This window comes from Roseibium sp. HPY-6 (assembly GCF_040530035.1).
Taxonomy (GTDB): domain Bacteria; phylum Pseudomonadota; class Alphaproteobacteria; order Rhizobiales; family Stappiaceae; genus Roseibium.
The window spans coordinates 1247915-1261277 of record NZ_JBEWCD010000001.1 but is presented as its reverse complement, the minus strand read 5'-3'; the positions used below and the strand labels follow the sequence as shown (position 1 = coordinate 1261277).

10 protein-coding genes and 1 tRNA gene are annotated in these 13363 nt (G+C 56.7%); 6 read left to right on the top strand and 5 right to left on the bottom strand.

The window, feature by feature from the left end:
• Positions 1-101: 101 nt before the first annotated feature.
• On the bottom strand, positions 102-1667 hold the full coding sequence (locus tag ABVF61_RS05995) for a winged helix-turn-helix domain-containing tetratricopeptide repeat protein (RefSeq protein WP_353992611.1): 1566 nt from the start codon (positions 1665-1667) through the stop codon (positions 102-104).
• Positions 1668-2198: 531 nt separating this feature from the next.
• On the opposite strand from ABVF61_RS05995, the gene ABVF61_RS05990 reads away from it, so the two are divergent.
• From ABVF61_RS05990 to ABVF61_RS05980, 3 genes are all read left to right on the top strand, one after another.
• On the top strand, positions 2199-4202 hold the full coding sequence (locus ABVF61_RS05990; protein WP_353992610.1) for a methyl-accepting chemotaxis protein: 2004 nt from the start codon (positions 2199-2201) through the stop codon (positions 4200-4202).
• Between the two features lie 502 nt (positions 4203-4704).
• The gene (locus tag ABVF61_RS05985) at positions 4705-5823 is read left to right on the top strand and encodes a 2Fe-2S iron-sulfur cluster-binding protein (protein WP_353992609.1); all 1119 of its coding nucleotides are present in this window, start codon (positions 4705-4707) and stop codon (positions 5821-5823) included.
• A complete protein-coding gene (locus ABVF61_RS05980; protein ID WP_353992608.1) occupies positions 5820-8069 on the top strand; it encodes a mechanosensitive ion channel family protein in 2250 nt (749 codons plus the stop codon). The genes ABVF61_RS05985 and ABVF61_RS05980 overlap by 4 nt, the downstream gene beginning before the upstream one ends.
• A 33-nt stretch (positions 8070-8102) precedes the next feature.
• Here the strand turns inward: ABVF61_RS05980 and speE are convergent, their stop codons facing one another.
• Together speE and speD are read right to left on the bottom strand one after the other, a co-directional pair.
• Positions 8103-8975 (bottom strand): polyamine aminopropyltransferase, encoded by an 873-nt coding sequence (gene speE, locus ABVF61_RS05975; protein ID WP_353992607.1) that lies wholly within the window; start codon positions 8973-8975, stop codon positions 8103-8105.
• Positions 8972-9529, bottom strand: coding sequence for an adenosylmethionine decarboxylase (gene speD, locus ABVF61_RS05970; RefSeq protein ID WP_353992606.1), 558 nt, complete (start codon positions 9527-9529; stop codon positions 8972-8974). The genes speE and speD overlap by 4 nt, the downstream gene beginning before the upstream one ends.
• Positions 9530-9714: 185 nt before the next feature.
• On the opposite strand from speD, the gene ABVF61_RS05965 reads away from it, so the two are divergent.
• Positions 9715-10302, top strand: a complete 588-nt coding sequence (locus tag ABVF61_RS05965; protein WP_353992605.1) for a GNAT family N-acetyltransferase — start codon at positions 9715-9717, stop codon at positions 10300-10302.
• A gap of 108 nt (positions 10303-10410) precedes the next feature.
• Here the strand turns inward: ABVF61_RS05965 and ABVF61_RS05960 are convergent, their stop codons facing one another.
• Both ABVF61_RS05960 and ABVF61_RS05955 read right to left on the bottom strand, forming a co-directional pair.
• Complete coding sequence (locus tag ABVF61_RS05960) at positions 10411-11172, bottom strand: SIMPL domain-containing protein (RefSeq protein ID WP_353992604.1); 762 nt, start codon at positions 11170-11172, stop codon at positions 10411-10413.
• 135 nt (positions 11173-11307) lie between these two features.
• Positions 11308-12378 carry an AI-2E family transporter gene (locus ABVF61_RS05955; RefSeq protein ID WP_353992603.1) on the bottom strand — a complete coding sequence of 357 codons (1071 nt, stop codon included), beginning with the start codon at positions 12376-12378 and terminating at the stop codon, positions 11308-11310.
• A gap of 315 nt (positions 12379-12693) precedes the next feature.
• On the opposite strand from ABVF61_RS05955, the gene ABVF61_RS05950 reads away from it, so the two are divergent.
• Together ABVF61_RS05950 and ABVF61_RS05945 are read left to right on the top strand one after the other, a co-directional pair.
• Positions 12694-12770 (top strand) — tRNA-Ile (locus tag ABVF61_RS05950).
• Positions 12771-13026: 256 nt separating this feature from the next.
• Positions 13027-13332 carry a hypothetical protein gene (locus ABVF61_RS05945; protein WP_353992602.1) on the top strand — a complete coding sequence of 102 codons (306 nt, stop codon included), beginning with the start codon at positions 13027-13029 and terminating at the stop codon, positions 13330-13332.
• The last annotated feature ends 31 nt before the right edge of the window (positions 13333-13363 follow it).

Here is a 13363-nt window from a genome sequence, read left to right as displayed (position 1 = left end):
CTGGAATCCTTCGGGGAGAAGCGTCTGACCGGTGTGAAACGGCGAATTGTTCGCCCGACTTTGATCGTCCAAAGGAGGCAAATCTGACCGGTCCTGTGGCCTCAGTCGAAGCCGGCGAGCGTAAGGCCCCGCTTGAACTCTTCCCGGAATCCGGGCTCAACAAACGGGAATGCCCTGAAGAAATGCTCGGTTCTGGTGTCCGCACCGCTCTCGCGGGCCTTCAAAGCGTATTGCCGGGCAGCGGGAAGGTCGTCTGCAAGGGCGTGCGTTGCGGCTGCGATCATGTAGATCAAGTGATGCGCCCTTGGGGCGTGAACCGCCGCAGCGGCTTCGCCGGTCGCAGCTTCAAGTTCTCCGGCCTGCAAATTCGCGAGCGCCCGAACACCGTGCATGGCGTAAAGCAATGGATCCAGCGGACTGAGGTCCAGAGCGGCCGAAGCGTGTTTCAAGGCGGCACCCGAACGCCCCTGAAGCGCTTCAGCGAAAGCGCGCGAATAGTGACCTTGAGCGAAATTGGGACTGAGCGATATGGACCGTTCCAACCATCCAAGGCCCAATGCAGGGTCATTGCTCAGCCAGAAGGAACGGCCAAGGTTGAGATTGGCGAAAGGGTCGAGCGGATCCAGTTCCACGCTGCGTTCGGCAAAACGGCGGGCTTCTTCGATTGCGGCGGCCTTGTCAGAGGAATATCCGACGAATGCATCCTGAAACCGTCCAAACGAAAGGCCGGCATGGGCTCTGGCGAACTCCGGGTCCTTTTCGATTGCGCGTTCGAAACACGATTTCGCAGCCGTATTGTTGGCTTCCGTGAACAGGAACAGATGGCGCAATCCCAGATGGTACTCCGCCCAGGCGTCCAGCTTTTCGGTCGACGAACGCGCAGCGATGGATGCTTCCCGCTGGGTGATATAGATCTCGAGCGATGAGGCGATCTGCTCCAGCATCTCGCGTCTGATTGCCAGAAAGCGATCGCTCCGGTCCTCGAACCTTTCCGCCCAGATCACCAGGCCGCTTTCGCAATGAGCCAGCTCAACGGATACGCTCATCATATCCTGAAAATGCAGCACGGTTCCCGTGAGTGCATAGCGGACGGCAAGACGTTCTCCGATGGAAGCCAGGTCCAGGTTCGGGCCCCGGAATTGAAAGGCCGTGCCCCTGGCAATGACACGCAGCCAGCGCAGTTTTGCAAGACCCTGGATAAGCTCGTGCGGTATCGCTTCGGCCAGGAGCTGCTGACCGTGGTCCGATCCGTAATCTTCAAATGGCAGAACCACGATCGACGGTTTGCCGTGTTCTTCTGGTGGTTCCGGGTGAGGGGAATGCGTTTGGGGTCCAGCCGGTAGCGCGGCTTCCAACGCACTTTCGCGTACCGCGCCGATAAACCGAAACCCACGCCCGCGGACTGTCTTGATCAGGCGCTGCTGGTCACCGTCGTCGCCAATCGCCTTGCGCACGGATTTCACGCAGGTCGAAATGGCGGCGTCCGAGATATACCTGCTATCCCAGATTTTAGCGACGATTTCGTCTTTGGTCACCAGACGGTCGCGGTTGGAAATCAGAAGACACAAAAGATCGAAGGCGCGAGGTTCAATACTGACAGGTTCGCCGGAGCGGCGAAGCTCCGCCAGCACCATGTCGATTTCCGTGTTCTCGAACGCGAGTTTCATCAACGAGATGGTACCGCTGGGTAAGGCGTTGCTCAAACGCTAATTCGAACAGGGTGGGCTACGATGGAATTCCGGGTTCCCGTGGCTGAGGATCACGACCATGTGATCCAGCGAAGAAAAAGCTAGCTGTGCCCTAAACGACTTGTCCGTTCGAACTCCGGAACCCGACGACGAACTCACCGGATCTGATGCGTCCATCAGGTCATAGGCGCATTTTTCAATCGAAAGAAACACTGTGATTGAAGGGTTTCAGCCAAATTTTTCATCTCATCGGATCGTGTATCAGCTTACCAAGTTGTTTTACGCACTTTGTGGTATTGGTTGTAGAGATAATTACTTACAACTGATTTTTAAACTCGTAAACTTAAAGTTGTTTTTGCGTTGTTTTGGCTTATTCCTGCAGGGCAGGAAATAGTTTTATTCAATCTTAACTATACGCTGACATCACTGGATGCGCATTCATATCCGATTTTATCTCACAAATGCTTCTAAGGCAGAAGTGTTACCTGGCTCTTGGGGGGAGCTCGTACCATGTCTGATGAACCGAACAGTGCTGGAAAAACGTTTAAACGCATCGGGATATTTGATCGCCTGCGGATCAGAACGCGTATCAACTTACTTGTCGCTTTGACGATATTTGCGATCTCAGCGCTTGGAATCACTTATCTGACAGGCAGAGCGGGAACCCAGGCATCCCTGGAGAGCAAGAACCAGTTTGCGGCGCTCTTTGAGCTGGTACAGGCGGTCGAAATCGGAGCACTCCAGATGCGGCGCAGTGAAAAGGACTTCCTGCTGCGGCGCGATATGAAATATGTCGACAAGTACGACAAAGCGGTCAAAACCGTGGACACAGCTTTGGAGCAGATGTCGCAGCTCGCAGCATCGGCTGACGTAACCGAAAATGTTCAGAAACTAAAGGCGGACGTCAAACGCCACCAGGCGCAGTTCCACAAGGTTGCCGATCTGCGCGTGAAGGTAGGGTTGTCCGAAAAAGAAGGACTTGAAGGAGAACTGCGCACCGCCGTCCACAACGTGGAAGAGCTCTTGAAGACTGCCGAGCTGGACAGTCTGACCGTGAAAATGCTGATGATGCGCCGTCATGAAAAGGACTTCATGATGCGCGGCAAGGAAAAATATGTCGCCCGCATCGACAAACGACGCGAAGAGTTCGACGGCCTGCTCAAGGATTCTTCACTTCCCGCTGAGCTTGTCGCCAACCTGACTACCCTCATGGACCAATATCAATCCGGTTTCAAAGCCTTTGCGGAAACCGCGATGATACTTGCACCCGAAACAAAACAGTTGAGCCAGATCTTTGCCGAGATGCAGCCGGATTTTGCGAAAATCCGCGAGCTCGCCGGAGAGGGCCAGAACGTTGCCAACGCGAATTTCGCATCCACCATGAAAACGACGGACCAGACCTTTCTGGTCGCGAGCATCGGTATTCTGGCGGGTGGAGTTTTTCTTGGCCTGCTGATCGGAAGAAGCATTTCAACTCCGATCAATCAGCTTAACAACGCAATGAAATCGCTCGCGGGCGGCGATGCGAGCGCAGAACTGCCGAAGCTCGATACCAAAACTGAGATCGGGGAGATGGCGGAAACAGTTCAGTTCTTCAAGAATGCGTCTGCAGAGCGCATGGACCTGATGAATGAAAGCAAACGTGATCAAGAAGCGCGCGCGCACCGCCAGTCGAAGGTCGACGACCTCGTTCGCGACTTCCGTGAAACCGTTCAGGGCGTGCTTGAAGCTGTCAATTCGGAAAACCGTGAAATGGAGACCTCAGCGGGCAGCCTTTCGGCAATTGCTTCGCAGACAACCTCCCAGGCAGACGGTGTTTCCAGTGCCTCCCAGGACGCTTCCAAGAATGTCGAGGCGGTTGCGGTGGCGGCAGAAGCGCTCTCCACTTCCATTAGCGAGATTTCCCATCAGGTTGCCCAGACAAAGACCATTGTCGAACAGGCAACCGACGCGACCATAGAAACAGATACCAAGATTGCCGGACTTGCCGCTTCCGCGGACAAGATCGGCGAGGTCATTCTGCTCATCCAGGGTATCGCCGAGCAAACCAACCTGCTTGCCCTCAATGCAACAATTGAGGCGGCTCGCGCAGGCGAAGCCGGAAAAGGCTTTGCGGTTGTTGCGTCGGAAGTGAAAGAGCTTGCGACACAGACCGCCAAGGCAACCGAGGCAATCTCGACCCAGATTACGGACATTCAAAAGGAAACCGAAAGCTCTGTTGAAGCGATCCGCGGAATTGCCGAAACGATGCGTGAGGTTTCTTCGGCGACCGAAGCGATTTCAGCAGCTGTTGAAGAGCAGGGCACTTCGACCGCCGAAATTTCAGAAAACGTGCGCTCCGCAGCAGCCGGTTCCAACGAAGTCTCCGGGAACATTGTCAGCGTCCGGCAGGCAGCTGACGAAAGTCAGAGCACAGCCGAGCGGGTGCTTTCTGCAGCAAGAGGTGTGTCAGATAATACCGATCAGCTCAGCCGGGTTATCGACACGTTTCTTGACGATGTCGCTGCAGCTTAGGCGCCGGGGTGCAGCTTTGAGCCCGGCCGGCGTGCCAGGCGCATACTGAGAACCGGTATGGGCGGTCAACAGCAACGCATTGCGAAAGCTGGTGCTGCCCCTGCGGCTGTTCCACAAGGTGCTGGATTCACCTGTCAGATGCCGGAAAAATCCGGCCGAAAACAGACTCACGGAGACCGGTAGGGGCATGTTCAACAAAATTGGTCTGCGCAAGAGGTAAACAGCAATCCGATTTGCCATCACCTTGGTGAAAGGTTCGCGCGGACACTGAACCGCCTGCCGGTGACACAACTTTTCCGGAAGCCGCTAAGAAAGTAATACGCAGAATTGCGCCTCTTCGCAGTTCACTCGCTTGTGCCGGTCGTTTCAGTGGAATGAGTGACTTCAATGCACTAACCATCAACGAAATCATCGTGATACGGTCAGGACGCATGGGATGTTGGCTCGCCTTCAGCGTGGCGGGCTGCGTCGGTTTGAAAACAGGGCGGAGTGGACAAGGAACATGATCAGCAAACTTCGCATCGCAAGCGGCTTGGTCCTGTTTGTGTTTGTGACTGGACATTTGCTTACTCTGGCGTTTGGCCTTCGATCGATTGAAGCCATGGAAGAGGCAAGTGTCTACCTCATGGGGCTGTTCGCCAATCCCGTCGGTGGTCCCCTCCTGATCTTGAGTTTTTTCGCCCACGCCGGTCTGGGGCTCTGGACGCTTTTTTGGCGAAACAGACTGTTTTTCAACTGGGGAGACAGTATTCAGGCCGTGCTCGGTCTCGCGATTGTCCCTCTGTTGTTGCCTCATATCATGGGCACGGTTGTCGGCCCGATGATGACCGACACGCATGTCGGCTTCAAATGGGTGCTTGCCGTCTACTGGATGTTCGTGCCGCAGCTGGGCATTCAGCAGGTCGTCGCCCTGATCGTGATTTGGGTCCATGCCTGCTACGGGCTTTTCCTATGGATGCAGGTCCAAAACTGGTGGGGCCGATACGCCACGTTTTCCTACCCGTTCGCCGTTATCATTCCGGTCACAGCTCTCCTGGGTTTTGTTGAATCGGGAAAAATCCTGATTGCGAACAGCGGCGACCCTGAATACATGGCGCCGGTTCGCGAGTCCGCTACAGCATACAGTTCGGTTGGCGAACGACTGATGCAGATTCAGACCGATGTCTTGTGGTGGTACGCCGGCATCGTCGCGGTCGTTTTGGCCGCAAGGGCAGTCCGGGTGTGGGGAAAGGGGGCGGATGTCTCCCTGACCTACAAAGACGGTCCGACCATCAAGCGGTCCGCCGGTATCAGTATTCTTGAAACCGCTCAGTCAATGGACACGTCCCATGCCGCGCTTTGCGGTGCGCGCGGCCGCTGCGGCTCTTGCGCAGTCCGTGTTCTGGAGGGGGCTGAAAATCTCTCCGCTCCCAGCCGTGTCGAGAAGGACACACTTACCCGCCGGTCGTTGCCTGAAGGCGTTCGCCTTGCGTGCCAGGCAATGCCGACAGGGGGGAGTGTCACCGTGGAGCGGGTGTTCCCGCCGACGATCTCGCCCGTCGAATATCAATCCTTGCTGCGTGAAAAGACGCCAACGGCGTCCGCTACCGAAACGGAATCGCAAAGCGAGGGCGCGGCATGATCAGGTTTTTGACGGCACTCTTTCTCGTGCTGAGTGTCCAATCGATTGCGCCTGCTTCGGCGCAAATGCTCCTGCCGGGCGCGGGCGCTTCAGAAACCGAGGCGCCGGCGGCAGAACCATCGCCGAACGACATAAAGGAACTTGCACGTCTTTTGGCCGACCCCGCCATTGTCAACTGGCTGCAACAACGGGCAGACGGGCTCAACGACGGTACGATACAAAACCAGACTTTCCGCGAGGCCGTGCAGCAGGGGCTCAACGAAATTGAGGACCGCGTGCAACTGGTCGGGGCATCGCTGGCCCTGCTGCCGGATGCCCCGGCGATTATTTCGCAAACCTGGCAGGAGGGTTTAGCACCCAGACAGCAGCTGAACTTCGTTGTCCTTCTGATCATTTTCATCTTTGTCGGCGCCGGGCTCGAATGGCTCTACTGGAGATACGCCGGTTACTTCCGGCGGCGCATTGAACTCGGCCGATCGGACAGTTACTTCGACAAGGCGCGCTCGGCAGTCACAAGGCTTGCGCTCGTCTCCGGCGGGGCCTTGTTTTTTTCGATCGGGACGATCGGAACGTTCGTCATTTTCGATTGGCCTCCCAATGCACGGGAGTTTGTCCTAGAACTCCTCGTATCGCTTGTCATTTTGCGTGCGATTGCAGCCTTTGCGCTGTTTGCGCTGGCACCGCGTGTTGAAACCCTGCGGTTGATGCCTCTGTCGCGCACAAACGCGCAGATTCTCTATCTCGGCGTCATGGTGACGTCGGCGATCTTGCTCTTCGGCAGCAATCTCTCGGAGACCATCGTTCACCTTGGACGCAACGAACCCGTCGGTCTCGCAATTGACATTTCTGCAGCGGCAGCAGCCACTTTGCTCGCCATTGGATTGCTCTGGCTCATGTATTCGGGCAGCGAGCTGCAAGGCCGATCCATCCTGATGCCCGTGGTTGGCACGTTCGTATTGCTGATGCTGTTCGTGCTCTGGCTGATCGGTGCGGAAAGCGCGGCAGGAACGCTTGCCGTTGTCGCTCTGCTCGTGCCGACAGAGCGAATTGTCCGCAAGACTATCGAACAGGCCTTTCGCGAAAACCGGCCGGACGAAGAGCCGGAAGACCTTGCCGGCGAAGCCAGTGAGGCGGACGAAACCGGAGACACGGTGGATTCCGTGGAGACGGATGAGCCCGCCGAAACAGGCGAACCCGAAGAGGCCACGAAAGATGCGCACGGGATTTATCTGCCCGTCGCGGTCCGTCTTGGCCGGTTCGTCGTTGTTGTCTCGGCGGTGATTTGCATTGGCCTCTTCTGGGGTGTGCAGCCCTGGAACATGTCCGCCATCAATTCAACGCCTGCGCAAATGGTGCGGGTCCTGATCGACATCATGGTCGCGTTCCTCATCGGCGATCTGATCTGGACTGCGACAAAAACCGCAATCGACCGGCGCATGGCGGCGATGCCGAAACTTCAGCCGGGTATTGCACCCGGTCCCGAAGCCCGAATGGCGACGCTGCTGCCCTTGATCAAGAAAGTCGTGCTGGTCACCATTCTGGTGATGGTGGCCCTTATCGGCCTGTCATCGATGGGCATCAACATCACCCCGTTGCTGGCAGGGGCGGGCGTTGTTGGCCTCGCCGTCGGTTTCGGCGCACAGGCCCTGGTGCGCGATATCGTGTCCGGTGTCTTCTTCCTGATCGACGACGCCTTTCGCGTCGGCGAGTATATCGAGATGGGTGACATCAGGGGCACGGTGGAATCCATGTCTATCCGGTCACTTCAACTGCGGCACCATCGCGGCGCGGTTCACACCATTCCGTTCGGCGAGTTGAAGTCGCTCACCAACTACAGCCGCGACTGGGTGATGATGAAGCTGGAGTTCAGGGTTCCGTTTGACACCGACCTCAAGCTTGCCAAGAAAATCGTCAAGAATATCAATGAAGAGCTGCAGGCGAATGAGGACTATGGCGACAATTTCCTCCAGCCATTGAAGTTCCAGGGCGTCCGGCGGATGGAAGAATTCAACATGGTTGTCGGCGTCAAGTTCATGACCAAGCCCGGCGGGCAATGGACCATCAGACGTGATGCCTATCAGCGGATCCGGGACGAATTCGAAAAGGCGGGCATCAACTTCGCGCAGCGCAATGTCAAAGTCGAAGTCATCGGCGGTGAAGACCTGAGTGAAAGCGACAGGGAAAAAGCCACCGCGGCAGCCATGGATGCCATCGAACAGCAGGTGCAGGGCCAACCTGGCGGGTGATATGAAATCATTTTTCAGGAAAAGGGCGCAGACCTAAGCCTGCGCCCGGCCGTCCTCGACCGCGTCCAAAATGAACTTCGGCAGCGCAAATGCGGCTGCGTGAACGTCCGGCGTGTAGTAGCGGGTCTCAAAACCCTGTGCGTCAAAGCGTTCCTGAAGTACCGAAGCCGCCTGTTTGCGCAGGTCCGGATTGTCGGATGCCCAGCCGAGGGTCATGTGACCGCCGAAATAGGTCGGAATCGCTGCGATATAGGCGGCTGCGTCCTTGAAGATGCGCGAGAACCGCGCAACGCTTGTGACCAGCTCGTCCCGCTGCAGGAACGGGACGCCATTCTGGGTCACAAGAACGCCGCCAGGCTTCAGCATCCGGTGCACATTGCGGTAGAACTCTTCGGAAAAGAGGACGGCACCTGGCCCGTGCGGATCGGTGCTGTCGACAATCACCACATCGAAACGCCGGTCTGTTTCGGCGGAAAACTTCATGCCGTCGGCGATGACAAGTTCAAAGCGCGCGTCGTCCAGGACGCCCTTGTTGAAGTCTTTAAAGTGCTCCTTGGAAAACTCGACCACGGAGGCATCGATTTCCACCTGAACCAGATTCTCCACGGAGGCGTGTTTCAGCACTTCCTCGGCAAGACCGCAATCGCCGCCACCGACGATCAGAACGTTGCGTGCGGCGCCATGGGCTATGATCGGAACGTGCGACATCATCTCGTGATAGATGAATTCGTCCGCGGTCGTGACCTGGGTCACCCCGTCCAGCATCAGGATCTTGCCGAAGACCGGATTGGAAAAGAGCACCAGATCCTGGTGCTCCGTTTTTTCCTGATAGAGGATTTCACTGCAGCTGTAGCTGACCTGAACCCCCGGGTAGAGGGTTTCGTTGAAAACCAGACCGTCGCTCATTCCGCCGCTTCCAGCGTGTGCGGCTTGGAGAGCTGGTTGGCAACTTCGCGTCCGCGCAGCAGTTCCGAGACCGCAGTCTTGCCCGGGTTGAAGGCCTCGCGCAGCACGTCGACGCATTTTTCAGGCTTGGCATCGCCGCACATGAAGACATCGAAAGCCGCGTATCCGGCCTCGGGCCAGGTGTGAACGGAAATATGACTTTCCGCGAGCACGGCAACGCCCGATACACCGGTCGGTTCAAACGGGTGCAAGTGAATGTGCAACAGTGTTGCGCCTGCCTCCTCGACACAGGTCCTCAGAGCCTGTTCGACATGAGCCAGATCGTCGAGCCTTTCGGCATCGTACAGATCAATTATCAAATGCGCACCAGCGCAGTGGACCCCTTCCTTCTGAATGAAGTGATCCAGGCGGTCGTCTGCGTAGACGCCAACGGCCGCGGTCGAAACGTTTTCTTCCTTCTGGGTGGTGCTTCTTGGCTCGGCAACGCAAACTGCGTCTTCTGCTACACGAGCCTCCAAGTCCATCCCCAGTTCGAAGAGGGCGTTGCTTTCCATATCGCTCTCCCAAACCAGCAGATGTCCCCGGCATTATTTCCGGAGCGCACTCCATACAGAAAAGAGTGTTTAATCTCAATGGGAAATCTGCAAAATTTTGCTGCAGAAATTGCAATGCTGATATGAAAGTCACCGGGCTGCTCAGACGGCTCAGAAATTCGTTCCGCTTTTAGAGAGGGTTAGTCGTGCCGGTTGATATCAGGATCCTGACAGGCGAGGGGCTGAAAGATGCGCTGGACGATCTCGCCCGGCTCAGAATTTCCGTGTTTCGCGACTGGCCTTATCTCTACGAAGGCTCAATGGACTACGAAGCCAAATACCTGCAGCGCTATGCCGAAACGGACGGAGCGGTTATCGTGGGAGCCTATGACGGAGAAACGCTGGTCGGTGCTGCGACCGGGGAACCGCTCGGAGACGAATTTGAAGCCTTTCAAGCACCCCTGAAAGAGCGCGGCTACGATCCCACCAGGATTTTCTATCTGGCTGAATCCGTTCTTGATCCTGCCTATCGCGGTCAAGGTGTGGGGCACCTGTTCTTCGACGAGCGCGAGGCGCATGCGCGCAAGCTTGGCTTCGAGCAGGCGACGTTTTGCGCGGTCATACGGCCGGACAATCATCCCAAACGGCCAGCTGACTATCGGCCTCTCGATCCGTTCTGGCGCAAGCGCGGATATGAGAAAATGAACGGTGTTATCGTCACCTTCCCCTGGCAGGACATCGGTGATGCGGGTGAAACCGAGAAGCCGATGCAAGTCTGGCACAGGACGTTTTGAGAAAGTGCATCGGCGCGACGCTGATCAGGGTCGATAATCACGGGAAAAGAGTGTTTGCTGCGGCGGGGAAGAGACACATACCTGCCTCCGGCCCGCCGCTGCAAGATCTTATTTGAGCGCCCAACGGATCGTGACATTGGCGCTGATGGTTTCTTCGCCTGCTTCAATTGGCGCCGCTCCCGGTGCAGCAGCGCCAAAGTTCAGAGCCCGTGTCTGGCCAAGGGCGGGTCGCTGTACATTGCTCTCGGTAATCGACAGGATATTCCCAAGTTCAACGCCCGCGGCGCTTGCAAAGGTTTCCGCTTTTTTACGGGCAGCGTCCACGGCAGCCTTCCTTGCCTCGTCAAGCTTGTCTTCCGGGTCGCTGACTTCAAAGCGGATGTTGCCGACTGAATTTGCCCCGCTTTCGACGGCAATCGTCAGCAATCCGCCGAGCTTGTCGAGGTCACGGACGTTGACTTCAATGCCGTTGCGTACTTCGTAGCCCACAATCTTAGGCTGGCGATCGGAGGTGCCCGAGATGCGTTCGTAACGCGGATAAATGCCGAAGCCCTCTGTCTGGATGTCCTTGGCCTCGATACCCGCTGCCTTGACCGCTTCGATAACCTTTGCAATCGCCGCGGAGTTCTCCGAAAGCGCGTCGGATGCCGACTTTGCAGTGGTCGCAACGCTGGTTGAGACAACAGCCATATCCGGAGCAACGGCCACGGAGCCAATACCTTCCATGGTGATTGTGCCCGTGGACGCGTGGGCATCTTGCGCAAGGCTGGGTGTTGCCATGAGAAGGGCAGCGCCAAAGAAGGCGGCAAGGGACGTGCCGCGAATGAATGTGCTTATTGCGTGATGCGGAGTGGTCAAAAAAAGTGTCATTAAAAATTCCTTTCAACAGAATGTGACTTGAGCGGAAGATTGTCGGTCAATGCGGCGTCGATAAGGCTCTCCGGTTCAGCTTCCGTTCATTTCCGGGACCATGCGCCTGAGCGCGGTTCCGCTTCACAAGGCAAGCTAGCTTGTCTTTTCGCCGAGGCTCGTTTGTTTCAAACCGACATCGCCGGTTTCTGAAAGCAGAACGGCGATCGGCCGGGAGCTTTCGAAACGGGCGCAGACGATGACAATCATCACTGTCAGCGGAACGCAGAGTACCATGCCGACGATACCCCAGATCGCGCCCCAGAAGGCGAGGGAAAGCATGATGACGAGACCGGACAGATTGAGGTTGGATCCCATCAGCCTCGGTTCGATCAGGTTGCCGACGGCGAACTGGATGAGGCCGAGGCCGGTTGCGATTGCAAAAAACGGACCCAGCGTGTCGTAGTAGACGATCGCGAGCAGGCTCGGAAAGATGACGCCGATCAGGGATCCGATGGTCGGGATGTAATTGAGCAGAAAGGCGATGAAGCCGAAAAGCGCCGCGTAGGGCAGGCCGATCAGAATGAGAACGAGGCTGGTGAGCGCGCCGGTTGCGACCGAAACCGCTGTCTTGATCGAAAAGTAGTGCATGATCGAGCGGTTGATTTCAGCGCGGATCGCAAAGGCGGATTGCGCCCGCTCGGGCGTGGAAAACAGCCGCTCGAATTTCCGGTCGAACGTGGATTGTTCCAGCACCAAGAACAGGACGTAAATAAAGACGAGGCTGGCGGAACCGGCCAGCGTGGTAACGAGGCTGGCGCCGGCGGTCACCATGCGCGGGACGACGCTGTCCGGCAGCAGATCTTTCAGTTCGATCGGGTCGTTCAAGTCGAAATGGGAGGAGAACTGATCGAAGATCTCCTCAAGGCGGCGCTGATAGGTGGGGGCGTCCTGTGCAAGCTGGGCAAGGTTCACCGTAACGATGTCGAGCACGACCGTGCTCGCGGCGAAGATCGCCAGAAGCGCGAAGGTGAAGGCAATGAAGCCGGGCAGCCGCCAGCGGCCGATCGGAATCTTCTGGAAGGCGTGCGCGAGCGAGTTGATCATGTACCAGACGATGAGCGCGATCACGAAAGGCAGCAGCAGCGAGCGCCCGACCACAAGCAGCCAGCCAATCATGCAGACGAGCAGGACAGTGAGCGTGGCGGACAGAAGTGGACTTCGCATGGTGGCTCCGGCATTTCCAACTGCAGCGAGTCGCGCTGGGTTTCAGTTCCATTTAGACCCCAAGCTCTTTGCGAACGGAACCTTTTTGATCCTCCTGTGAACAAGACTTGCGTTTTCTGATCAGACGCCGGGCTCCTGTTGCAAGGGCGGAGACCCAAGCCGCCGGCCATCTGAAGCCGTGCCGAGGGCAGCGCCGCCAAGACGACTTTCCAAGGCCTTTTTAAGCTTGCCGGCGCAAACCACTTGCTCCGCGCATTTGCCATGGTATAGGGGGGAGATAGCGCAGCGTTCCGCTTTTCGCACGAACCCTGCCGTGGGCCTGTAGCTCAACTGGTTAGAGCCGTCCGCTCATAACGGATTGGTTGGGGGTTCGAGTCCCTCCGGGCCCACCATTTTCTTTAAAATCAATGCCTTAGTTGCCGGATTGCCTAGGTGGGACATTCTGGTGAGACAATTATCGTGTTCATTCCGAGATATCTCAGCGTTTCGCGGCACGGCATCTTCTACTTCCGCTGGCCCATCCCGAGGCAGTTTCATCCTCAGTCAAGGTATCGCTGAAGACTAGAGAACCGGCTGAAGCGTTGTATCTGTCGATGGAGTTGAAGAACGAGGTCAACAGTATAACTACCATACGGACTTCTTCACGGCATGCGTTACGAAGTCACACGAAGGTTCGTTCAAGAACACTTCGCGAAGGCACTCGACAGACACAAGGTTAGAGTTGCGAACAAAGGCAAGCTCACGCCTAGAAAGAAGGCTGCACTGAAAGCCGCAGCCGACTTTGCCCTGAAGGCTGTAGATGGTAACGAAGACCTCGGCATAGTTATCACCGACGATGAGATACTAAGTGTTTTTCGCGCCAACAGTCTAGATGCCGAGCCGAGTACTTCGGTGTTCGGAGCCTTCAGACATGAATACGCGACGCCTATCGAGACTACTGCAGGGCGGCTATGAACTGGAGGCTGGTTCACTTAAAGATGCGTTG